At 67.7% G+C, this 22037-nt stretch carries 22 protein-coding genes; 14 read left to right on the top strand and 8 right to left on the bottom strand.

Going from position 1 to position 22037, the window contains the following annotated elements; all coding sequences use genetic code 11:
• The first annotated feature begins 23 nt into the window (after positions 1-23).
• The 8 genes from rapZ (at position 24) to CPY97_RS07230 (ending at position 6580) form a co-directional block, all read left to right on the top strand.
• Positions 24-896 (top strand): RNase adapter RapZ, encoded by an 873-nt coding sequence (gene rapZ / locus CPY97_RS07195; RefSeq protein ID WP_096423480.1) that lies wholly within the window; start codon positions 24-26, stop codon positions 894-896.
• Between the two features lie 55 nt (positions 897-951).
• The gene (whiA, locus tag CPY97_RS07200; protein ID WP_096421422.1) at positions 952-1932 is read left to right on the top strand and encodes a DNA-binding protein WhiA; all 981 of its coding nucleotides are present in this window, start codon (positions 952-954) and stop codon (positions 1930-1932) included.
• Positions 1933-2100: 168 nt separating this feature from the next.
• A complete protein-coding gene (locus CPY97_RS07205) occupies positions 2101-2727 on the top strand; it encodes a superoxide dismutase (RefSeq protein ID WP_096421424.1) in 627 nt (208 codons plus the stop codon).
• A gap of 106 nt (positions 2728-2833) precedes the next feature.
• Positions 2834-3838 (top strand): type I glyceraldehyde-3-phosphate dehydrogenase, encoded by a 1005-nt coding sequence (gap, locus tag CPY97_RS07210; RefSeq protein ID WP_096421426.1) that lies wholly within the window; start codon positions 2834-2836, stop codon positions 3836-3838.
• 24 nt (positions 3839-3862) lie between these two features.
• Entirely contained in the window at positions 3863-5074 is a 1212-nt protein-coding gene (locus CPY97_RS07215) for a phosphoglycerate kinase (protein ID WP_096421428.1), read from the top strand.
• Positions 5068-5859, top strand: coding sequence for a triose-phosphate isomerase (gene tpiA / locus CPY97_RS07220; protein ID WP_096421430.1), 792 nt, complete (start codon positions 5068-5070; stop codon positions 5857-5859). Before CPY97_RS07215 ends, tpiA begins: the two co-directional genes overlap by 7 nt.
• A 92-nt stretch (positions 5860-5951) precedes the next feature.
• Positions 5952-6200, top strand: a complete 249-nt coding sequence (secG, locus tag CPY97_RS07225; protein WP_096421432.1) for a preprotein translocase subunit SecG — start codon at positions 5952-5954, stop codon at positions 6198-6200.
• A gap of 11 nt (positions 6201-6211) precedes the next feature.
• Complete coding sequence (locus CPY97_RS07230) at positions 6212-6580, top strand: RNA polymerase-binding protein RbpA (protein ID WP_096421434.1); 369 nt, start codon at positions 6212-6214, stop codon at positions 6578-6580.
• Between the two features lie 69 nt (positions 6581-6649).
• On the opposite strand, the gene pgl is transcribed toward CPY97_RS07230, so the two are convergent.
• Genes pgl through tkt form a run of 6 tightly spaced genes read right to left on the bottom strand, consistent with a single transcriptional unit; the run spans position 6650 to position 14863 of the window.
• Positions 6650-7489, bottom strand: coding sequence for a 6-phosphogluconolactonase (gene pgl / locus CPY97_RS07235; RefSeq protein ID WP_096421436.1), 840 nt, complete (start codon positions 7487-7489; stop codon positions 6650-6652).
• A 34-nt stretch (positions 7490-7523) separates the two neighbouring features.
• The gene (locus tag CPY97_RS07240) at positions 7524-8456 is read right to left on the bottom strand and encodes a glucose-6-phosphate dehydrogenase assembly protein OpcA (RefSeq protein WP_096421438.1); all 933 of its coding nucleotides are present in this window, start codon (positions 8454-8456) and stop codon (positions 7524-7526) included.
• Positions 8453-9967: a glucose-6-phosphate dehydrogenase gene (zwf, locus tag CPY97_RS07245; RefSeq protein WP_096421440.1), complete on the bottom strand. Its 1515-nt coding sequence runs from the start codon at positions 9965-9967 to the stop codon at positions 8453-8455. Before zwf ends, CPY97_RS07240 begins: the two co-directional genes overlap by 4 nt.
• 50 nt (positions 9968-10017) lie before the next feature.
• Positions 10018-11613, bottom strand: coding sequence for a glucose-6-phosphate isomerase (locus tag CPY97_RS07250; RefSeq protein ID WP_096421442.1), 1596 nt, complete (start codon positions 11611-11613; stop codon positions 10018-10020).
• Entirely contained in the window at positions 11610-12719 is a 1110-nt protein-coding gene (gene tal, locus CPY97_RS07255; protein WP_096421444.1) for a transaldolase, read from the bottom strand. The genes CPY97_RS07250 and tal overlap by 4 nt, the downstream gene beginning before the upstream one ends.
• 50 nt (positions 12720-12769) lie before the next feature.
• Positions 12770-14863, bottom strand: a complete 2094-nt coding sequence (gene tkt, locus CPY97_RS07260) for a transketolase (protein ID WP_096421446.1) — start codon at positions 14861-14863, stop codon at positions 12770-12772.
• Between the two features lie 272 nt (positions 14864-15135).
• Between tkt and CPY97_RS07265 the strand changes: the two genes are divergently transcribed.
• Positions 15136-16059: a heme o synthase gene (locus CPY97_RS07265; RefSeq protein ID WP_096421448.1), complete on the top strand. Its 924-nt coding sequence runs from the start codon at positions 15136-15138 to the stop codon at positions 16057-16059.
• Here the strand turns inward: CPY97_RS07265 and CPY97_RS07270 are convergent.
• Positions 15973-16989 carry a COX15/CtaA family protein gene (locus tag CPY97_RS07270; RefSeq protein ID WP_231923873.1) on the bottom strand — a complete coding sequence of 339 codons (1017 nt, stop codon included), beginning with the start codon at positions 16987-16989 and terminating at the stop codon, positions 15973-15975. The genes CPY97_RS07265 and CPY97_RS07270 overlap by 87 nt on opposite strands.
• A 223-nt stretch (positions 16990-17212) precedes the next feature.
• Here CPY97_RS07270 and sufB point away from each other — a divergent pair, with 223 nt between their 5' ends.
• The 5 genes from sufB to CPY97_RS07295 all read left to right on the top strand — a co-directional run bounded on the left by sufB (position 17213) and on the right by CPY97_RS07295 (position 21306).
• A complete protein-coding gene (gene sufB, locus CPY97_RS07275) occupies positions 17213-18631 on the top strand; it encodes a Fe-S cluster assembly protein SufB (protein WP_096421452.1) in 1419 nt (472 codons plus the stop codon).
• Complete coding sequence (sufD, locus tag CPY97_RS07280; RefSeq protein ID WP_096421454.1) at positions 18632-19813, top strand: Fe-S cluster assembly protein SufD; 1182 nt, start codon at positions 18632-18634, stop codon at positions 19811-19813. It abuts the gene before it with no gap.
• The gene (locus CPY97_RS07285; RefSeq protein WP_096421456.1) at positions 19813-20139 is read left to right on the top strand and encodes a Rieske (2Fe-2S) protein; all 327 of its coding nucleotides are present in this window, start codon (positions 19813-19815) and stop codon (positions 20137-20139) included. The genes sufD and CPY97_RS07285 overlap by 1 nt, the downstream gene beginning before the upstream one ends.
• Before the next feature lie 69 nt (positions 20140-20208).
• On the top strand, positions 20209-20967 hold the full coding sequence (gene sufC, locus CPY97_RS07290; RefSeq protein WP_096421458.1) for a Fe-S cluster assembly ATPase SufC: 759 nt from the start codon (positions 20209-20211) through the stop codon (positions 20965-20967).
• Positions 20968-20976: 9 nt separating this feature from the next.
• Positions 20977-21306, top strand: a complete 330-nt coding sequence (locus tag CPY97_RS07295) for a metal-sulfur cluster assembly factor (protein WP_096421460.1) — start codon at positions 20977-20979, stop codon at positions 21304-21306.
• Between the two features lie 66 nt (positions 21307-21372).
• Here the strand turns inward: CPY97_RS07295 and CPY97_RS07300 are convergent, their stop codons facing one another.
• Positions 21373-21981, bottom strand: a complete 609-nt coding sequence (locus CPY97_RS07300) for a biotin transporter BioY (protein WP_096421462.1) — start codon at positions 21979-21981, stop codon at positions 21373-21375.
• Positions 21982-22037: the final 56 nt, after the last annotated feature.

The raw sequence follows: 22037 nt of genomic DNA on the forward strand, positions 1-22037 counted from the left end.
CGACCCGATCGCAGGCTGAGGCGATGACCGATACTCCCGCGCACGATGTTCTGATCGTCACCGGCATGTCGGGGGCGGGCCGCTCGACGGTCGCGAACGCCCTCGAAGACCTGGGCTGGTACGTCGTCGACAACCTTCCCCCGCAGATGCTGCGTCCGCTCGTCGACCTTGCCGTACACCCCGGAAGTCAGCTGCCCTCGCTCGCGGCCGTGGTCGACGTGCGCGGTGGCAAGCTGTTCGCCGACCTCGTCGACATCGTGCACGAGTTGCGCGCGCGCACGAACCTGCGCGTCGTGTTCCTCGAGGCGACCGACGATGCCCTCGTGCGCCGTTTTGAGCAGGTCCGCCGCCCTCACCCGCTTCAAGAGGACGGCACGCTCCTCGACGGAATCGCGCGCGAACGAACCAGGATGCTCGAGGTGCGCGAGCTCAGCGACATCGTTATCGACACCACCAGCTTCAACATTCACCAGCTCGCGACGACCGTGTCCGACATTTTCGCGCCGCAGGACACCGCCGATGTCAAGGTCACGATCGAGAGCTTCGGCTTCAAGTACGGCACCCCGACGGACGCCGATGTCATCGCTGACGCCCGGTTCCTTCCGAACCCGTTCTGGCAGCCCGAATTGCGCGGCTCGACGGGACTCGACGAGCCCGTCCGCGACTACGTTCTCGCCCAAGAAGGCGCCGACGACTTCCTTGAGGGTCTCGTCGCGATGCTGAAGCCGGTCCTTGCCGGCTACGCACGCGAGAATAAGCGCCACGCGACGTTCGCGATCGGCTGCACGGGCGGCAAGCATCGCTCGGTCGCGATGGTGGAGCAGTTGGCTGCTCGTCTGCGCGCCATCCCGTCGATCGCGGTCACGGTGAAACATCGCGACCTCGGACGCGAGTAGGCTCGACTGTCGCCCCGAGGGCTCTGACATGAATTCGCAAGAGAGAGGTTCGCCTGTGGCACTGACCGCCGACGTCAAAGAGGAGCTGGCTCGACTGGCAGCGACGAAGACGACGGTGCGGGCGGCAGAACTCGCCACGATCCTCCGCTTCGCCGGCGGCCTGCACATGATCTCGGGCCGCATCGCGGTCGAGGTCGAGCTCGACTCGCCGAACGTGGCCCGCCGGGTTCGCCGCGACATCGCCGAGCTGTACGGCATGCGCAGCGACGGTGCCATCCTGTCGCCCGGGGGCGCCCGCAAGAACCCCGCGTACGTGGTACGCGTCGTTGACGGCGGCGAGACGCTCGCCCGGCAGACCGGCCTTCTGGATGCACGCCGGCGTCCGGTCCGCGGCCTGCCGAACAAGCTCACGACGGGCGGCCCCGAGCAGTTGGCCGCCATCTGGCGCGGAGCGTTCCTGGCGCACGGCCAGCTCACCGACCCCGGTCGCTCGGCGGCCCTCGAAGTCAGCTGTCCCGGCAACGAGTCAGCGATGGCTCTGGTGGGCGCCGCGGGTCGACTCGGTATCCCCGCGAAGGCACGTGAGGTGCGCGGCGTCCACCGCGTGGTGATTCGCGACGGCGAGAAGATCAGCGACATGCTGCGTTTGATGGGTGCGGACGAAACCGTCGGGGCGTGGGAAGAGATGCGTCAGCGCCGCGAGGTGCGCGCCACCGCGAATCGACTGGTCAACTTCGACGACGCGAACCTCCGCCGCTCGGCGCAGGCTGCGGTCGCGGCGTGCTCGCGCGTCGAGCGCGCACTGGAGATCCTCGCCGACGACGTCCCCGAGCACCTCCGCTACGCCGGCGAGCTGCGGCTCGCCCATCGCGACGCGAGCCTCGACGAACTGGGTCATCACGCCGACCCGCCCATGACCAAGGACGCTGTCGCCGGGCGCATCCGCCGCCTCCTGGCCATGGCCGACAAGCGTGCCGAACAGCTCGGCGTGCCAGGCACCGAGGCGAACCTGCCCGAGGGCCTCGACGCCGACTGAGCGGCCGTGGTCATGAGCCGGGGGCGCGCACATGAAGCACCCTGGGCATCACCGCAGTATCGGGAACAGGGCCGGGGTTCGGCGAGTTGTCGTCACTAGACTGACGACCAGTCAGCGGGGTCGCCGACCGGAGGCCCCGGCATCCGTCACGGAGGAGATGACACGTCGATGACCACCTACAGCCTTCCCGATTTGGGCTACGACTACGGTGCACTTGAGCCGCACATCAGCGGCCGCATCATGGAGCTGCACCACTCGAAGCACCACGCCGCTTATGTGGCCGGCGCGAACGCCGCACTCGACGGCATGGCCGCCGCGCGCGAGTCGGGCGACTTCGCCAACATCAACCGCCTCGAGAAGGACCTCGCCTTCCACCTCGGCGGGCACGTCAACCACTCCATCTTCTGGACCAACCTGTCGCCCGAGGGCGGCGACAAGCCGACCGGTGAGCTCGCGGCCGCCATCGACGAGTTCTTCGGCTCGTTCGACAAGTTCGTCGCGCACTTCACGGCGGCGTCGATGGGAATCCAGGGCTCCGGCTGGGGCGTCCTCTCGTGGGACCCGATCGGTCGCCGACTCGTGATTCAGCAGCTGTTCGACCAGCAGGGCAACACCGCACAGACCACCGTGCCGTTGTTGCAGCTCGACATGTGGGAGCACGCGTTCTATCTCGACTATGTGAACGTGAAGGCCGACTACGTCAAGGCATTCTGGAACATCGTCAATTGGCAGAACGTGGCCGATCGCTTTGCCGCGGCCCGGTCGACGACGGACGGCCTCCTGCTACTGTCGTAATCAACGGCGACGCGGCCGGGGCGCTCGCGCCCCGGCCGCGCGCGGTTCACCCCACCACCACCACACCGCAGCGTCTGCTGCCCCCGCACCCCCACAGGAGTTCTTCGTGAGCGTGAAGATCGGTATTAACGGTTTTGGCCGCATCGGCCGCAACTACTTCCGGGCGGCTCTCGCCCAGGGCAGCAACCTTGAGATCGTTGCCGTCAACGACCTGACGGACACGACGGCGCTCGCGCACCTCCTCAAGTACGACTCGATCACCGGGCGCCTCGACGCCGAGGTCAGCGTTGACGGGGACACCATCGTGGTCAACGGCAAGCCGATCACCGTGCTCGCCGACCGCGACCCCGCGAACCTCCCGTGGGGCGAGCTGGGCGTCGACATCGTCATCGAGTCGACCGGCTTCTTCACGAAGGCCGAGGCTGCCAAGAAGCACCTCGATGCTGGCGCGAAGAAGGTCATCATCTCAGCCCCGGCCAGTGGCGAAGACGCCACGTTCGTTGTCGGTGTGAACCACGAAGACTACGACCCCGAGAACCACCACATCATCTCCAACGCGTCCTGCACGACGAACTGCCTCGCACCGCTCGCCAAGGTGTTCAATGACGAGTTCGGCATCGAGCGTGGCCTCATGACGACGGTGCACGCGTACACCGCCGACCAGAACCTCCAGGACGGCCCGCACAGCGACCTGCGTCGCGCCCGTGCCGCGGCCCTTAACATCGTTCCGACCTCGACCGGTGCAGCCAAGGCCATCGGCCTCGTGCTCCCCGAGCTGAAGGGCAAGCTCGACGGCTTCGCGCTGCGCGTGCCGGTTCCGACGGGCTCGATCACCGACCTCACGGTCGAGGCGAGCCGCGAGGTGTCGGCCGACGAGATCCTCGCCGCGTACAAGGCCGCCGCTGAGGGTCCCATGAAGGGCATCCTCAAGTACACGGAGGACCCCATCGTCTCGAGCGACATCGTGACCGACCCGCACTCGTCGATCTTCGATGCGGGCCTGCTTCGGGTCAACGGCAACCAGGTCAAGCTGTCGTCGTGGTACGACAACGAGTGGGGCTACTCGAACCGCCTCGTCGACCTCGCCGAGTACGTCGCCGAGCGCCTCTAGGCGTCGGGGCTGAGGGCAGCCGTCGTGGCTCTGCGCACCATCGAATCCCTCGGCGACCTCGCCGGCAAGCGCGTCATTCTGCGCTGCGACCTGAACGTGCCGTTGGCAGACGGTCAGGTCACCGACGACGGCCGCATCCGAGCATCCTTGCCGACCATCAACGCGCTCGTGCACCGCGGCGCGAAGGTGATCGTGATCTCCCACCTGGGTCGCCCCGACGGCTCACCCGACGCTCGGTACAGCCTGCGCCCGGCGGCACAGCGACTGAGCGAGCTTCTCGGTGCGCCCGTCACCTTCGCGACCGACACGGTCGGTGACGCGGCCCGGGAGGCCGTGGACGGCCTTGCCGACGGGGCGGTGGCCGTACTCGAGAACCTGCGATTCTCGGCGGACGAGACCAGCAAAAACCCGGATGATCGTGCTCGGTTCGCCGCGCGCCTAGCCGAATTGGGCGATGTGATGGTGTCCGACGGCTTCGGCGTCGTGCACCGCAAGCAGGCGAGCGTCTACGAACTCGCCGAAGCTCTGCCGAGCGCAGCGGGTTCGCTCATCGCGACGGAGCTCGACGTGCTCGACCGACTCACCGAGAGTCCCGAGCGGCCGTACACGGTCGTGCTCGGAGGCTCGAAGGTGTCCGACAAGCTGGGCGTGATCGCTCACCTGCTGCCTCGCGTTGATCGCCTCCTCATCGGCGGCGGCATGCTGTTCACGTTCCTCAAGGCACAGGGCATGTCGATCGGTGCGAGTCTGCTCGAAGACGACCAGCTCGAGACGGTGCGCGGCTACCTGGCCGACGCCGAGAAGCGCGGCGTGGAGATCGTGCTGCCGACCGACGTGGTCGTGGCTGACCGTTTCGCCGCCGACGCCGAGCACAGCGTGCTCGCGGCTGACCGACTGGAAGATGGACCAGTTGGCGCTGCCGGCATCGGGCTCGACATCGGACCCGAGACGGCGCAGCGATTCGCCGAGCTCATCGCTTCGTCGCGGACCGTGTTCTGGAACGGCCCCATGGGCGTGTTCGAGTTCCCGGCGTTCGCGGCCGGAACCCAGGCGGTTGCCGCCGCCCTCACCCGCCTCGACGGGCTCGGCGTAGTCGGAGGGGGCGACTCTGCCGCCGCCGTGCGCGCGCTCGGCTTCCGCGACGACCAGTTCGGCCACGTGTCGACCGGTGGTGGCGCGAGCCTCGAGTTCCTCGAGGGCAAAGCACTTCCCGGACTGGAGGTCCTCGGATGGTAGACACACGCATCCCGCTGATTGCGGGGAACTGGAAGATGAACCTCGACCACCTGCAGGCGATCGCGACCGTGCAGAAGCTGGCGTGGACGCTTCGTGACAAGGGTCACCCGTTCAGCGAGGTCGAGGTCGCGGTGTTCCCGCCCTTCACCGATCTGCGCAGCGTGCAGACGCTCGTCGGCGCGGACTCGCTCGATGTTCGCTACGGCGCGCAAGACCTCTCGGAGCACGACTCGGGTGCCTACACGGGCGAGGTCTCGGGTCAGTTCCTGGCGAAGCTCGGCTGCCACTACGTGATCGTCGGCCACTCCGAGCGTCGCCAGTATCACTCCGAAGACGACCAGGTCGTGGCGCGCAAGACCGCCGCGGCCGTCAAGCACGGCGTGGTTCCGGTGGTGTGCGTCGGCGAAACGGCGGAAGACCTGGAGACTCACGGAGCGTCGGCCGTCCCGGTGTCGCAACTGACCGCGGTGCTCGACTCCGTGGACGCCGGTTCCGACATCGTCGTGGCCTACGAGCCCGTCTGGGCAATCGGCAGCGGTCAGGCCGCCACCCCGGAGCAGGCTCAGCAGGTCTGCGGAGCGCTGCGGGCGACCATCGCCGAGAAGTGGGGCGAGGACGCGGCCGCGGCCACGCGCATCCTGTACGGCGGCAGCGTGAAGTCGGGCAACATTGCCGGCTTCATGGCACAGAAGGATGTCGACGGCGCCCTGGTGGGCGGGGCAAGCCTCGATGTGGACGAGTTCGCGGCGATCGCGCGCTTCCGCAACCACGTCGGCACCGCCTAAGCCTGACCTCCGCGCGGGTAGCCCGTTCCGACGGGCCGCTTGCGCCTGCGCTAGAGTTGTTCTTCGTTCCCCACCCCCGGAAGGCGTCATCCGTGCAAATCCTTCAGGTCGTGCTCCAGGTCCTCCTGGGCATCACCAGCCTGCTGCTCACCCTCATGATCCTGCTGCACCGCGGTCGCGGCGGCGGGCTGTCTGACATGTTTGGCGGCGGCGTGACCTCGAACCTCGGGGCGTCGGGTGTGGCCGAACGCAACTTGAACCGCATCACGATCCTGCTCGCGCTGGTCTGGGTGTCGACGATCGTGATCCTCGGGCTCATCACCCGGTTCACCGGACTGTAAGGAGCACCCACATGGTGTCAGGAGGAAGCGCGATCCGCGGATCCCGCGTCGGTTCCGGCCCGATGGGCGAACAAGACCGCGGAATTCACGCCGAGCGGGTCGCGGTGTCGTACTGGGACGCCCTCGGCAACGAAACGGTTCGCTACTTCGCCGCGAACCTGCCCGACGAGGAGATCCCCGACGTTATCGACTCGCCGCAGTCGGGTCTGCCCGCCGGTCGCGACAAGGATAACCCGCCCGCGCTCTTGAAGAACGAGCCGTACAAGACGCACCTCGCCTACGTGAAGGAGCGTCGCACGGAAGAGGAGGCGGCGCAGATTCTCGACGAGGCGTTGCAGAAGCTGCGCGAGCGTCGCGGCACGGCGAAGGCCTCGTCTTAGCCGCTTACCACGCGAGACGCGCCGGTCCGAGCTCTCGGGCCGGCGCGTTTGTCGTGCGGTGCCGTCTGCTCAGCCGCGAGGGCTACTCGGCGTCCACTCCGAGGGCATCCAGTCCTGCTGGTCCATTGCGCCCGTCCAGTAGCTCGGCGGCGTCGTCAGGGACTCGGGAACGTCGGTCGCCGCGTCCTGGTCGACAAAGAAAACAGTGCGCTTGGTGCCCTGCGCGCCGGCCGCGGGCACATCAGCTGGGTTCGCCCCCGCGAGAGCGAGACCGAGAGCGGGGGCTTTGTCGGCGCCGGCGAGCACGAGCCACACCCGCTCGGAATTGCGGATCACCGGCAGGGTGAGGCTGAGGCGCCCTGACGGCGGTTTCGGCGAATCGTCGAGAGCGATGACGGTGCGGTCGTCGACGAGCGGCCCTGGCCGCTCCGGGAACAGCGAGGCGATGTGTCCATCAGGCCCGACGCCGAGGAACAGGATCGCAAATGTCGGATGCTCGGCACCGTCGCGCGCGTGCGCACGCAACTCGTCGGCATATCGGCCCGCCGCCTCCTCCAGGTCGAGGCCATCGTCGCTCGCCGGGAACGGGTGAACATTCTCGTCGGGGATGGCGACGTGATCGAGGAGCGCGTGCCGGGCTTGGGTTTCGTTGCGCTCGTCGTCGCCCCGGGGGAGCCACCGCTCATCGCCCCACCAAACGTGAAGGGCCGACCAGTCGAGGCTGTCGCGGGCGGGGGAGTGGGCGATGGCGTCCAGCACCTCGATACCAACTGACCCGCCCGTCAAGACGACGTGGGCCTCGCCCTCGTCTTCGATGAGGTCGATCATCTTCGTGATGAACCGAGCCGCCACGCTGCCCGCAAGGGTCGTGCGGTCGGGGTGGACGAGAACGCGGCGATCGGTGCTCACAGTGCTGTGGTGCCTTTCCGGTGCGGGGGAGGCGCTAGGGCGTCGTCGCCCCCAGCGCGCCGAAGCCGCTGAGGATCACGTCGCCGAAGGCGTCGTCGGGGTCGAGCCTACGCAATTCTTCCGCGAGGCATTCCCGAAGCGGCCTTCTGGGGAGGGCAATCTCATGTGTCGGCTGACCCGGCTGTGTGAGGGTGGCGATGCCGGGCTCGCTCCGGTCGAGCGTGATCGGACCGCTGTCACGGTGCAAGACAACGCGATGGATGCCGGTCGAGGGGTTGCCGTCGGCGACGTCGACGTCGACCGGCACACCGAGCCGAGTCTGCAGCCAGGCAGCGAGGAGCACGGTCGAGGGCGAGTCATCGGCTCCCGACACCTCAACACGGGTGATGGGCTCGAACGGGGGTTGGTCGAGGGCGGTAGCGAGCTGGGCACGCCAGAGGGTGAGGCGCGTCCACGCAAAGTCGGTGTCGCCGGGCTGGTAGCCGTCGGCGACGCGACGAAGCGCATCCAGTGGTCGTTCGTTCGACGCCGAGTCAGTGATGCGTCGCTGCGCCAACGAGCCGAGCGGCGTGTGATGAACGGCGCTCGGGCACTCTTCCGGCCACCACGTGACGACGGGGGCGTCCGGCAGCAAGAGCCCCGTCACGAGGCCGCGCTGGTCTGTCGCCGTGTCGCCGTGCGCGCGCAGGATGATGACTTCGCTGGCACCGGCGTCGCCGCCGACCCGAATCTCGGCGTCGAGACGCGATTCGGCGTCGGCGCCGTTGGTCGCGACCACGATGATGCGCATGGGATGCTCGCGCGACGCCTCATTGGCGGCCGCGATTGCGTCCTCCTCGTGGCCGATGCGGGTGGCGATGATGAGCGTCAGCACGCGGCCGAGGGCCACGGCGCCCGCTTCCTCGCGGATGCGCACGAGCGCCTTTGAGACGGCACTCGCGGTCGTGTCGGGCAGGGGGATGATCATGGTCGCCTCCAGACGCGTCCATCGCGTGCCAGCAACGCGTCGGCCGACGCCGGACCCCAGGTGCCCGGCGCATACTGCTCGGGCTGGCCCTGCGTCGCCCAGAATTCTTCGATCGGGTCGAGAATCTTCCAGCTGAGTTCGACCTCCTCGTGCCGGGGGAATAGCGGCGGATCACCGAGCAGCACGTCGAGAATGAGTCGTTCGTAGGCTTCGGGGCTCGCCTCGGTGAAGGCGTGACCGTATCCGAAGTCCATCGTCACGTCGCGGACCTGCATGCCCGCGCCCGGCACCTTCGACCCGAAGCGGATCGTCACGCCCTCGTCCGGCTGCACCCGGATGACGAGTGCGTTCTGGCCGAGCGCGGAGGTCTGCGACTCGGCGAACAGGTATTGCGGGGCACGCTTGAAGACGACCGCGATCTCGGTGACGCGGCGGCCGAGTCGTTTGCCCGCTCGCAGGTAGAAGGGCACGCCCGCCCACCGTCGCGTGTTGATGTCGAGTCGCATGGCCGCGTAGGTCTCGGTGACCGACTCGGGGTTCATGCCGTCCTCTTCGAGGAAGCCGGGAACCCACTCGCCGCCCTGCCAGCCGCTCGCGTATTGGCCGCGCGCCGTGCCGGCGGCGAGGTCTTTCGGCAGCCGCACGGCCGAGAGCACCTTTTCTTTTTCCGCGCGCAGGTCGGCGGCGTCGAACGAGACCGGCTCTTCCATCGCGGTGAGGGCGAGCAACTGAAGGAGGTGGTTCTGGATGACGTCGCGGGCCGCGCCGATGCCGTCGTAGTAGCCGGCCCGCCCGCCGACGCCGATGTCTTCGGCCATCGTGATCTGGACGTGGTCGACGTAGTTGGCGTTCCAGATCGGCTCGTAAAGCATATTGGCGAAGCGCAGCGCGAGGATGTTCTGCACCGTCTCTTTGCCGAGGTAGTGGTCGATGCGGAACACCGAGTCCGGCGGGAACACCGACTCGACCACGTTGTTCAGTTCGCGTGCCGTCGTCAGATCGCTGCCGAACGGCTTCTCGATGACGACCCGTCGCCACTGGCCGGGCTTCGCCTCCGCGAGGCCACTGCGGCGTAGCTGTTCCGTGACCACGGGGAACGACTTGGGCGGGATCGACAGGTAGAAGGCGTGGTTGCCCATCGTGCCGCGCTCGCGGTCGAGCTCGTCGATGGTGTCAGACAGTCTCGCGAACGCATCGTCGTCGTCGAAGTCACCTTGAACGAAGCGGATGCCCGTCCGCAGTTGCCGCCACACCTCTTCATCGAAGGGGGTGCGTGCGTACTGCCGCACGGCATCGTGCACGACCTTCTCGAAGTCGTCGCGCTCCCACTCGCGGCGCGCGAACCCGACGAGGCCGAAGCCCGGGGGGAGGAGTCCGCGGTTTGCGAGGTCGTAGACGGCCGGCATCAGCTTTTTGCGAGATAGGTCACCCGTCACGCCGAAGATGATGAGGCTGCTGGGACCGGCGATGCGATTCAGCCGCCGGTCGTCGGGGGAGCGTAGCGGGTTCATCCCCGCCGCGATCCGGTGTGGTGCGGTCACGTGGTGCTCCGTCCGGAGGGTCAGACGATCGCGGCGATGAGCGCGGCGATCGCGTCGTCGTCGGCGACGGTGAGGGTCAGAACCGGGCGTCCGTGGTCGGCGAGCACGCGGGCGTCTCCGGCCGCCTGGGCGGCGATCAGTTCCCCGAAGGTGAAGGGTCGACCCTCGATCTCGCGGTCGTTCGCCGGGGTTCCCACGATCTGCAGGAAGACGCCGTGTGCGGGGCCGCCCTTGTGGTACTGGCCCGTCGAGTGCAGGAAGCGCGGACCCCAGCCGAAGGTGACCGGACGGCCGGACTGCGCGGCGAGCGCGTGGCGGATCGCCTCGAGCTCCGGGTGGGCAAGCCTGTTGAGGTACGCCTGCACAGCGATATAGCCGTCGGCTGGGACCGCGTCGCGGAGCCGCGCGACGGCATCGGCGACCGATGTCGTGCCGGCGACCAGAGCATCCGGGCCAGTGACGGCGATCCCGCCGTCGATGACCGCCGGTGCGACCGGCTCGGGCCGGTGATCGAGCAGGCCACGCGCGGCGACCTTGGCGCTTTCGACATCGGGCTGGTCGAAGGGGTTGATGCCGAGCAGCCGCCCGGCAATAGCGGTCGCGTACTCCCAGGTCATGAGGAGAGCGCCGAGCGAACCCGACACCTCAATCTCATGATCGGCGACCTCGCGCGTCGCTTTGCGGTCGGCGACGTGCCGCAGCACCTGAACGTCAGCGGCGCCCGAGGTGAGCTCGGGGGCGTCGACGCCGACGACGACGGGCAGAATGCCGGTGCCGTCTTTACCGGTCGACTCGGCGACGAGCTGCTCGACCCAGTCGCCCAGCCCCACGATGTGGGTTCCGTCGGCGACGATGACGAGCTTGTCGCGACGGGGGGAGGTTCCCGCGATTGCGGCGCCGAGCCGCAGGCCGGGGTTCGACTCCGAGTCGACGGCGAGCGGCAGCGACGCAGCATCCGCTTCGTCGAGCAGCGCGTCCAGGTCGACGCCGGCCAGACCGCTCGGCACCAGGCCGAAGGCGGTGAGCGCGCTGTAGCGGCCGCCGACGGTCGGGTCGGCAGTAAACACGCGGTATCCGGCCTCGTCGGACGCCTTGTGCAGCGGCGAATCGGGGTCGGTCACGATGATGATGCGCTCGGCCGGGTCAATGCCGGCCGCGCGGAACGCGGATTCGAACGCGCGCTTCTGGCTGTCTGTTTCGATGGTCGAACCCGACTTCGACGACACGACGACCGCGGTGCGGTCAAGGTCGCGGTCGACGGCTGAGGCCACCTGATCGGGGTCGGTCGAGTCGAGCACGACGAGCGGCACACCCGCGGTGCGGGTGATGACCTCGGGTGCCAACGACGAGCCACCCATGCCGCACAGCACGATGCGGTCGACGCCACGCTCGGCGAGCTGCTCGCGTAGCGCCGTGATCTCGGCGACGAGCGGTCGCGACACGGTGACGGCCTCGGTCCAGCCGAGGCGGATGCTCGCCTCGGCTTCGGCGGCCTTACCCCAGAGGCTTGCGTCGCCACCGGTGATGCGGCTCGCGACGCGATCGGCGACGAGCGTCGGAACGTGCGCCTCGATCGCCGCCAGCGCGTCACCGCGCGCTTCGACGACGGCCGTCATCGCGCCGCCTCGAGCGCGGCGCTCACGGTATCGAGCAGCTCGTTCCAGCTCACGATGAACTTCTCGACGCCCTCCTTCTCGAGCTTTGCCGTGACCTCGTCGTACGAGATGCCGAGCCCATCGAGAGCGGCGAGAACCTCACGGGCCTCGTCGTAGCTTCCGCTCACGGTGTCGCCGGTGATGTCGCCGTGGTCGAAGGTCGCCTCAAGCGTCTTCTCGGGCATGGTGTTGACGGTGTGCGCGACAGCCAGTTGCGTCACGTAGAGGGTGTCCGGCAGCGCCGGGTCCTTGACGCCGGTCGACGCCCACAGTGGGCGCTGCACGTTCGCGCCGGCATCGAGCAAGGCGCGCGCGCGATCGCTGGCGAAGAGCTCCTCGAATGCCTCGTAGGCGAGTCGGGCGTTCGCGATTCCCGCCTTGCTCTTGAGCGCGAGCGCCTCCGGCGAGCCGATCGCGACGAGGCGCGCATCGATCTCTGAGTCCACGCGCGAGACGAAGAACGACGCAACCGAATGGATGCTCGCCAGGTCGTGTCCGGCTTCTTTCGCCTTCTCGAGACCGGCCAGGTACGCCTCGACGACAGCGCGGTAGCGCTCAAGGCTGAAGATGAGCGTGACGTTCACACTGATGCCGGCGGCGATGGTTTCGGTGATCGCGGTGAGACCTTCGACGGTCGCCGGAATCTTGATCATGGCGTTCGGGCGGTCGACCTTCGCCCACAGCTCGCGCGCCTGCTGCGCCGTGCCAGCGGCGTCGTGTGCGAGGCCCGGCTCGACCTCGATGGAGACGCGGCCGTCACGGCCGCCCGTGGCCTCCGAGACCCCGGCGAAGATGTCGCTCGCGGCGGCAACGTCGTCGGTGGTGATCTCGAAAACGGCGCTCGTGACGTCGGCGCCCGCTGCGGCAAGCTCGCGAATCTGCTCGTCGTACGTCGTGCCGGTCGCCAATGCCGCGGCGAAGATCGTCGGGTTCGTCGTGACACCGACGACGTTGCGCTCGGCGATCAGGCGCTCGAGGCCGCCGGACGTGATGCGGTCGCGGGACAGGTCGTCGAGCCAGATGCTGACGCCGACGTCGCTGAGCCGGGCGGTGGGGGTGCTGGTCATGAGAATCCTTGGTGTGAGTGGTGGCGGTGCGAAAGGAGCGAGGGCGGAGGTCAGCCGGCGGCGAGGGTCTCTCGGGCGGCGGCGACGACCGCGTCGGTGGTGATGCCGAACTCGCGGAAGAGGGTCTGGTAGTCGGCGCTGGCGCCGAAGTGCTCGATCGAGACGATGCGGCCGCGGCCACCCACGAATCGGTGCCACGTGAGGCCGAGACCGGCTTCGACGGCGACGCGCGCCGTCACCGTGGAGGGCAGGACGGCCTCCCGGTAGTCGGCCGGCTGCTCGTCGAACCATTCGACGCTCGGCATCGACACCACACGGGCGTGCACCCCCTCCGCGGCGAGCCGCGTCCGGGCCTCGAGAGCCAACTGCACCTCAGAACCGGTGGCAATGAGAATCACGTCGGGCGATCCGTTGGCGGCCTCGGCGAGCACATACCCGCCGCGAGCCGTGTGGCGGGCCGAGGCGAGGGTGTCGCCCTCGGCGTCCCCGTCGCCACGCTCGAACACCGGAATGTTCTGGCGGGTCAGCGCGAGGCCCACCGGACGGTCGAAGCGCTCGAGGACGGCCAGCCACGCGTGCGCCGTCTCGTTCGCGTCCGCCGGGCGCACGATCTCGAGTCCGGGAATCGCGCGCAGCGACGCCAACTGTTCGATGGGCTGGTGGGTCGGGCCGTCTTCACCGAGCGCCACCGAGTCGTGCGTCCACACGTAGGTGACCGGGATCCGCATGAGCGCCGCGAGGCGCACCGACGGGCGCATGTAGTCGCTGAAGATGAGGAAGGTGCCGCCGAAGACGCGGGTGCGGCCGTGCAGCGCGATGCCGTTGAGGATGGCGCCCATGGCGTGCTCGCGAATGCCGAAGTGCATGACACGGCCGTACGGCGAGGCGGTCCATTCCTTCGTCGAGTGCTCGCTGGGCGCGAAGGAGCCGCCGTCGTGGATGGTGGTCAGGTTCGACTCGGCAAGGTCGGCCGACCCACCCCAGAACTCGGGCAGGTGCGGCGCGATCGCATTGATCACCTTGCCGCTCGCGGCGCGCGTCGACACGCTGGTGCCGCCCTCGAAGACGGGAAGCGCGTCGGCGAGGCCGTCGGGCAGCTCACCCGCTTGCATGCGGTCGAACAGGGCCTTCTTCTCCGGGTTCGCGCTCGCCCAGGCGTCAAAACGCGTCTGCCACGCAGCGTGCCGCTCCGCACCGCGTTCGACGGCCTGGCGGGTGTGCGCGATGACGGCGTCGTCGACGACGAACGTGGCCTCGGGGTCGCGCCCCATGGCCTTCTTCGTCGCGGCGAGTTCGTCTGCGCCGAGGGCCGAACCGTGGATCTTTCCCGTGTTCTGCTTGGTCGGGGCGGGCCAGCCGATGATGGTCTTCAGCACGATCAGACTCGGCTTCGCCGTCTCCGCTTTCGCCGCCTCGATCGCCGAATACAGTTCGTGGACGTCTTCGACGTACTCGCCCGACTTCTTCCAGTCGACCTCGATGACCTGCCATCCGTACGCGCGGTAGCGCCCGGCGACATCCTCGGTGAAGGCGATGTTCGTGTCGTCCTCGATCGAGATCTGGTTCGAGTCGTAGATCGCGATGAGGTTGCCGAGCTGCTGGTGGCCGGCGAGGGAGCCGGCCTCCGACGTCACGCCCTCCTGAATGTCGCCGTCACCCGCAATGACATACACGTGGTGATCGAACGGGCTTTCCCCCGCGGGGGTGTCGGGGTCGAGCAGCCCGCGTTCGAAGCGCGCGGCGTAGGCGAAGCCGACCGCGGAGGCGAGCCCCTGGCCGAGGGGCCCGGTGGTGATCTCCACGCCGTCGGTGTGGCCGTACTCGGGGTGGCCCGGCGTCTTCGAGTCCCAGGTACGCAGAGCCTTGAGGTCGTCGAGTTCGAGCCCGTAGCCGCCAAGGTAGAGCTGCACGTACTGGGTCAGAGAGCTGTGCCCGGCCGACAGGATGAAGCGGTCACGCCCCACCCATTTCGGGTCGCTCGGGTCGTGTTGCATGACCTTTTGGTGCAGCAGGTAGGCGACGGGCGACAGGCTCATCGCGGTGCCCGGGTGGCCGTTACCGACCTTCTCCACGGCGTCGGCGGCGAGCAGGCGGCCCGTGTCGACGGCGGCGGTGTCCAGGTCGTTCCAGGTCAGTTCGGTCATCTCGGCGAAACAGCCTTTCCTCGAATCGGCCGGTGGGCAGGGGCGCTCCTCCGGCATCGTCTCAGCCGTGCCCGGTCATCGGCGACCGTAACCGCGATCCAGCCGGGTGCTAGGCACCCCCGTTCGAGAGACGGAATTCGGCGGTCTGCAGGCACTGCCCAGTATAGGGATGCCCGGCGCGCGCTCCGAGCGCGCTGGCAGCCACCCGGGCGCCCGCCCAGACACGCTCCCGTAGAATGGCGGGCGACCGACGCCCGTCGTGAAGAGGAGACATGGACACAGCGCTCGAGCAGGTCGTCAGCCCCCCACGCCCCTCCCTCCGCCGCACGGTCACCGCTTATGTCGCGTTGACGAAGCCACGCGTGATCGAGTTGTTGCTGGTGACGACCGCGCCAGTGATGATCCTCGCGCAAGGAGGCCTTCCGAGCATCTGGCTCGTTCTGGCGACGCTTCTCGGCGGCTCGCTCGCTGCCGGTTCGGCGAACGCGTTCAACATGGTCATCGATCGCGACATCGATCGGCTGATGAACCGCACCAAGAACCGTCCGCTGGTTACCGGGGAACTCACGGCGCGCCAAGCGACCGTGTTCGCGACCGTCATCGGCGTCGGCTCGATCGTGTGGCTCTGGGCGACCACGAACCTTCTCGCAGCCTCTCTGGCGTTCGCCGCAATTGTGTTCTACGTCGTGATCTACACGCTCGTTCTGAAGCGTCGTACGGAACAGAACATCATTTGGGGCGGGATCGCCGGCTGTTTCCCCGTGCTGATCGGCTGGAGCGCGGTGACCGGGTCGCTCGACTGGGCCCCGATCATCCTGTTCTTGGTCGTATTCCTCTGGACGCCGCCGCACTACTGGCCGCTGTCGATGCGGTACCGCGACGACTATGCGGAAGCGAGCGTGCCCATGCTCGCCGTCGTGCGCGGGCGCACCGTCGTCGGCGTTCAGGTGGTGCTGTACGCCTGGGCCACCGTGGCAATGTCGCTGCTGCTCATCCCGGTGGCGCCGATGGGGGCGCTCTACACCGCCGTCGCCGTTCTGGCCGGCGGCTGGTTCATCGTCGAGAGCCACCGGCTCTACGGCCGCGCAGCTCGCGGTCTCGACGACGTGTCACCGATGAAGGTGTTCCACGCGAGCATCACGTACCTGACGCTCCTCTTCGTCGCCGTCGGCGTCGATCCGTTGCTGCCCTTCTAGCTCGCGTCCTCCCGGACGCTGCAGCACGAGCACCAGCGTCATGACCGCGACGAGCACGCACGCGAGCACCATGTGAATGCCGACGAGCAGCTCAGGCAACCCGAGCCGGGCCTGGGAGATGCCCACGACGATCTGGACAGCCTCGGTCGCCACCAGTCCGACCGTCGCGATGCGAAGGCCGCGACGCGGAACGCGGAAGGCCCACACCAGCAAGAGCAGCGACAGCACACCCGTCACGTATGCGGGCCAGGAGTGGATGTGCTGCAACAGTTCGGAATCGAGTCCGTTGCGCGCGGCGCCCTCATCACCGGCGTGCGGGCCGGAACCGGTGACGAGGATGCCGACGAGCACGGTGATCCAGACGCCGACCGCCGTGAGCGCCGCGACGAACCGGAACCGTGCATCCACGACAAATGTGTCGACCTTCCGTCCGCGATAGACCCGCGCCACGAAGACCGTCGCGAGCGCCACGAGAACAGCAGAGACCACGAAGTGCAGCCCGACGACGTAGGGGTTCAGGTTGGTCAAGACGGTGATGCCGCCGATGATGGCCTGAGCAGGGATGCCCAGTCCGAGCGCGACCGTGAGCCGCAGCAGTTCGGGCCGTGTGCTGCGCATGCGCACGACGAAGAGGAACGCGACGATCGCGATGATGATTAGCACGAAGGTGAGCAGTCGGTTCCCGAACTCGACGACGCCGTGGATGCCCATTTCGGGCGTGGCGACGAACGATTCTTCGGTGCACCGCGGCCATGTGGGGCAGCCGAGCCCCGAACCGGTCAAGCGAACAGCGCCACCCGTGCCGACAATGAGGGTCTGGCTGATGAGAGAGAGCCACGCAAAGACGCGCACGCGGCGGGTGACCTCGGTGGGCAGCCAGCCCACGAAGCGGCGGACGATCGACGGCTTCTGCGCGACCTGCTGACTCACAGCGTGCACCCCTCGTTCTCAGCGGGAGCGCGGTAGACTTTCAGCGCTCACCATCAGTGTTGATCGCGGGCGTCACCGCGACACTGCGCGGGCGCCGACCCGCCTGGAGCCCAGTGTACGTGGTGCTCCTTGAGCATCAGCCCCGAACGCGCCCGGCCCCGCCGGTCGCGGGAATGCCTGGCAGACCGACTCGGTTTTGTCAGGCGACAGAGAGGAACGCGACATGTCTGACGTGCTCATCGACCGCCCCGAACTGGAAGGGCTCGGTCAATACGAGTTCGGCTGGTCCGACAGCGACGCAGCCGGTGCCTCCGCTCGCCGCGGCATCAACGAAGAGGTTGTCACCGACATCTCGCAGAAGAAGAACGAGCCCGCATGGATGCTCGAACAGCGCCTCAAGGGCTACAAGCTGTTTCAGCGCAAGCCCATGCCGACGTGGGGGAGTGACCTCTCGGGCATCGATTTCGACAACATCAAGTACTTCGTCCGCACCACCGAGAAGCAAGCGACGAGTTGGGAAGAGCTCCCCGACGACATCAAGAACACGTACGAGCGTTTGGGTATCCCCGAGGCCGAGCGCCAGCGCCTTGTCGCGGGTGTTGCCGCGCAGTACGAGTCGGAGGTCGTGTACCACCAGATTCGTGAAGACCTGGAGGCCCAGGGCGTCATCTTCATGGACACCGACACGGCCTTGCGCGAGCACCCCGAGTTCTTCGAGGAGTACTTCGGCACCGTCATCCCCGCGGGTGACAACAAGTTCGCCGCGCTCAACACGGCGGTGTGGTCGGGCGGCTCGTTCGTCTACGTACCGCCGGGAGTGCACGTCGAGATCCCGCTGCAGGCCTACTTCCGTATCAACACGGAGAACATGGGCCAGTTCGAGCGCACGCTCATCATCGCGGACGAGGGCTCATACGTGCACTACATCGAGGGCTGCACTGCTCCGATCTACAAGAGCGACTCCTTGCACTCGGCCGTCGTCGAGATCATCGTGAAGAAGAACGCCCGCGTTCGCTACACGACGATCCAGAACTGGTCGAACAACGTCTACAACCTCGTCACGAAGCGCGCGGTCGCTCACGAGGGCGCGACGATGGAGTGGGTCGACGGCAACATCGGCTCGAAGGTCACGATGAAGTACCCGTCGATCTTCCTCATGGGCGAGCACGCGACGGGCGAGACCCTGTCGGTGGCCTTCGCCGGTCCCGGCCAGCACCAGGACGCGGGCGCGAAGATGATCCACATGGCGCCGCACACGACGTCGTCGATCGTCTCGAAGTCGATCGCGCGCGGCGGTGGCCGTGCGGGCTACCGCGGCGAGGTTCGCGTTGATCAGAACGCCCATCACTCGGCGAACACCGTGCGCTGTGATGCACTGCTGGTCGACACGATTTCGCGATCGGACACCTACCCGGCGATCGACATCCGCGTCGACGACGTTCAGCTCGGCCACGAGGCGACCGTGTCGCGCGTGAGCGAGGAGCAGCTGTTCTACCTGCAGTCGCGAGGGCTCCCCGAAGACGAGGCCATGGCCATGATCGTGCGCGGGTTCATCGAGCCCATCGCCCGCGAGCTGCCCATGGAGTACGCGCTTGAACTCAACAAGCTCATCGAGATGAGCATGGAAGGATCCGTCGGCTAAATGTCCGCCACGAATACCGCACCGACCGTCCCCGGCGCTGCGGCCCACTCGCATGGGCCCGGATCGCCCGTTCCCGTACAGACGCGGTCCCAGCGCTTCCGCTCGACCGACCCCGCGGCGTTCCCTGCCGTCACGGGGCGTGAGGTCGACTGGAAGCTGACCCCGGTCGACCGGGTCCGCGACCTGATCGACGGCGAGCTCGACGGCTCCCCGATCGCGACGACCGTCTCCGAGGCCGCCGGCGTCAGCGCCGAATGGGTGGACCCCGAGGATGCCCGCATCGGTGCCGCAGGAACGCCGGAAGACCGCGCGTCCGCCAACGCGTGGGCCCGTACCGAGAAGGCCCTCGTCGTCACGCTGACCGCGGAGGAGCGCGTGGAGGTGACGATCGACCGCACCGGACCCGATCACGCACCGCGCGCATCTCACACCGTCATCGTGGCGAAGCCGAACGCCCGCGGCATCGTCGTCATCGACAACCGCGGCAGCGCCCGCCTCAGCGAGAACGTCGAGATCGTCGTCGAAGACGGGGCCAACCTGACGGTCGTCAGCCTGCAAGAGTGGGACGACGAGAGCGTTCACCTGTCGGCGCAGTTCGCCCGCGTCGACAAGAGCGCCACCCTCAAGCACGTGGTTGTCTCGCTCGGTGGCTCGATCGTGCGGGTCAACCCGTCGGCGGCTCTCGCGGGTGAGGGCGCGACGGGCAACCTGTACGGCCTGTACTTCAGCGACGCCGGCCAGCACCTCGAGCAGCAGGTGTTCGTGCACCACATCGCTCCGCACACGGTCAGCGACGTGCTCTACAAGGGCGCACTGAACGGTGCCGGCGCCCGCACCGTGTGGATCGGCGACGTGCTCATCGGACGGGATGCCACCGGAACCGACTCGTACGAGGCGAACCGCAACCTCGTGCTCAGCGACGGCACGCGCGCCGACTCGATTCCGAACCTCGAGATCGAGACGGGCGACATCGCCGGTGCCGGCCACGCCAGCGCCACCGGCCGGTTCGACGACGAGCAGCTGTTCTACCTGCGGTCGCGCGGCATCAGCGAGAGCGAATCCCGCCGCCTGGTCGTGCTTGGCTTCCTGCTGGAAATCGTTCAGAAGATCGGTCAAGAGTCGCTTGAGCAGCGCCTCATCGCCGCCGTGGAGCGTGAACTCGAAGCCGTGGAGAGCATCTGATGACTGCACAGCGCGTCTGCGCCGAATCGGAACTCGGCGTCGCGACCGCTAAGAAGGTCGTGCTTGACGGTAAGCCGATCGCCGTCGTGAAGGACTCGTCCGGTGCGGTGCACGCCATCGGCGACACGTGCACTCACGGCGACATTTCACTGAGCGAAGGGTTCGTCGAGGACTCCACGCTTGAGTGCTGGGCGCACGGGTCGAAGTTCGAGCTGTCGACCGGCAAGCCCCTCAATTTCCCGGCGTACGAGCCGGTCCCGGTGTACACGGTCACCGTCGACGGCGGCGACGTGTACGTCGACCCTGACGCGATCATCACCCCCTAAGCCGGCCCCGCCGCATCCCGATCTGCGCCCGCCAGAGGGCCCCACGAACCGAAAGAAGAGTTGAGAACCATGGCTACGTTGACCATCAAGGACCTGCACGTCAGCATCGAGACCGATCAGGGCTCCAAGCCGATCCTGCGCGGCGTGAACCTCACCATCAATCAGGGCGAAATCCACGCCGTCATGGGCCCGAACGGGTCGGGCAAGTCGACCCTCGCGTATACGATCGCCGGCCACCCGCGCTACACGGTCGACTCGGGCTCGATCGAGCTCGACGGCGAAGACGTGCTCGAGATGAGCGTTGACGAGCGGGCCAAGGCGGGACTCTTCCTCGCCATGCAGTACCCGGTCGAAATTCCCGGCGTCACGGTCTCGAACTTCCTGCGCACCGCGAAGACCGCCCTCGACGGCGAGGCTCCGCCCGTTCGCACCTGGATCAAGGACCTCCGCGGCTCGATGGAGGCACTGCGGATGGACCAGACGTTCGCCGAGCGCAACGTCAACGAGGGCTTCTCTGGCGGTGAGAAGAAGCGTCACGAGATCGTGCAGCTCGAGCTGCTCAAGCCCAAGTTCGCCGTTCTTGACGAGACCGACTCGGGGCTCGACGTCGACGCGCTCAAGATCGTCTCGGAGGGCGTGAACCGGGCCAAAGAGTCGAACAACCTCGGTGTCCTGCTCATCACGCACTACACGCGCATCCTGCGCTACATCACGCCCGACTTCGTGCACGTCTTCGTCGACGGACAGATCGCCGAGCAGGGTGGCCCCGAGCTTGCCGAGCGCCTCGAAAACGAGGGCTACGACCGCTACGCGGCGGCGACGGCGTAGACTTCCGCCATGCCTACCGCACTCGAACCAGCCCTGTTCGACGAGGTTGAAGAGGGCCTGAAGAACGTTGTTGACCCTGAACTTGGCGTCAACATCGTCGACCTGGGGCTGGTCTACGACCTCGCCTGGGATGACGAAGCCGATGCGTTGATCCTCTCGATGACGTTGACGAGCGCGGGGTGCCCGCTCACCGACGTCATCGAAGAATCGGTGGCCAATTCGCTCGACGGCATCGTGAAGCAGTTCCGCATCAACTGGGTGTGGATGCCGCCGTGGGGCCCCGAGCGCATCACCGACGACGGCCGCGACATGATGCGCGCGCTGGGATTCAGCATCTAGCGCCACGAACACGACGAAGGCCCCGCCGGATGACCGGCGGGGCCTTCGCGCGTCTGAGGCGGAGTGCTAGGAGTCGCGGCGGTTCCCGACGGCCTTCCAGGCGAGCGGGAGGATCGCGGCAGCGATCGCTGCCTTGATTACGCCGCCGATGATGAAGGGGTAGAAGCCGGCCATCAGAACGCTGTTCAGGTCGTTCGGCAGTCCGAGCTGCCCCAGCGACATGGCCAGCCAGGGCAGACCGACGGCGAACACGACGAGCGATCCACCGATGAAGGTGACAGCGGGCTTCAGCCATCCACGATCCCATTCGCGCTCGGCGGCCCAGCCGACGATCGCGGCAGCGAGGATGAAGCCGAGGATGTAGCCGCCCGTCGGGCCGGCGATGACCGTCCAGCCGGAGGACGCATCGCTGAACACCGGGAGACCGAGGCCGCCGACGAGGGCGTACAGGGCCATTGAGATGGCGCCTCGGGCAGCGCCGAGCGACGCGCCGACGAGAAGCACCGCCAGAGTCTGCCCGGTCACCGGGACCGGCCACAGCGGCACGGCGACCTGGGCAAGAACGGCGGTGAGAGCGACACCTGTCGTGATGGTTGCCACGTCGGCAACAATTCCGCGAGGGACGACGCGGTCGATGAGAACGGGGCGCGGGGCCGCGAGAGAGAGGCTGGTCATGGGGCTCCTCGGGTGGGGTCGGGAGTCGGTAGGTGGCGGTCGGCGCACAGCGCCAA

Source organism: Microcella alkaliphila (genome assembly GCF_002355395.1).
In the GTDB taxonomy this organism is placed as follows: domain Bacteria; phylum Actinomycetota; class Actinomycetes; order Actinomycetales; family Microbacteriaceae; genus Microcella; species Microcella alkaliphila_A.

Coding starts and splice junctions, on each gene's coding strand:
- rapZ (WP_096423480.1), top strand. CDS start 24: ATGACCGATACTCCCGCGCACGATGTTCTGATCGTCACCGGCATGTCG.
- CPY97_RS07300 (WP_096421462.1), bottom strand. CDS start 21,981: ATGACCAGCCTCTCTCTCGCGGCCCCGCGCCCCGTTCTCATCGACCGC.
- CPY97_RS07230 (WP_096421434.1), top strand. CDS start 6,212: ATGGTGTCAGGAGGAAGCGCGATCCGCGGATCCCGCGTCGGTTCCGGC.
- tal (WP_096421444.1), bottom strand. CDS start 12,719: ATGACCAGCACCCCCACCGCCCGGCTCAGCGACGTCGGCGTCAGCATC.
- CPY97_RS07240 (WP_096421438.1), bottom strand. CDS start 8,456: ATGATCATCCCCCTGCCCGACACGACCGCGAGTGCCGTCTCAAAGGCG.
- CPY97_RS07250 (WP_096421442.1), bottom strand. CDS start 11,613: ATGACGGCCGTCGTCGAAGCGCGCGGTGACGCGCTGGCGGCGATCGAG.
- sufC (WP_096421458.1), top strand. CDS start 20,209: ATGGCTACGTTGACCATCAAGGACCTGCACGTCAGCATCGAGACCGAT.
- zwf (WP_096421440.1), bottom strand. CDS start 9,967: ATGAACCCGCTACGCTCCCCCGACGACCGGCGGCTGAATCGCATCGCC.
- tpiA (WP_096421430.1), top strand. CDS start 5,068: ATGGTAGACACACGCATCCCGCTGATTGCGGGGAACTGGAAGATGAAC.
- CPY97_RS07285 (WP_096421456.1), top strand. CDS start 19,813: ATGACTGCACAGCGCGTCTGCGCCGAATCGGAACTCGGCGTCGCGACC.
- sufB (WP_096421452.1), top strand. CDS start 17,213: ATGTCTGACGTGCTCATCGACCGCCCCGAACTGGAAGGGCTCGGTCAA.
- CPY97_RS07265 (WP_096421448.1), top strand. CDS start 15,136: ATGGACACAGCGCTCGAGCAGGTCGTCAGCCCCCCACGCCCCTCCCTC.
- CPY97_RS07205 (WP_096421424.1), top strand. CDS start 2,101: ATGACCACCTACAGCCTTCCCGATTTGGGCTACGACTACGGTGCACTT.
- CPY97_RS07295 (WP_096421460.1), top strand. CDS start 20,977: ATGCCTACCGCACTCGAACCAGCCCTGTTCGACGAGGTTGAAGAGGGC.
- tkt (WP_096421446.1), bottom strand. CDS start 14,863: ATGACCGAACTGACCTGGAACGACCTGGACACCGCCGCCGTCGACACG.
- sufD (WP_096421454.1), top strand. CDS start 18,632: ATGTCCGCCACGAATACCGCACCGACCGTCCCCGGCGCTGCGGCCCAC.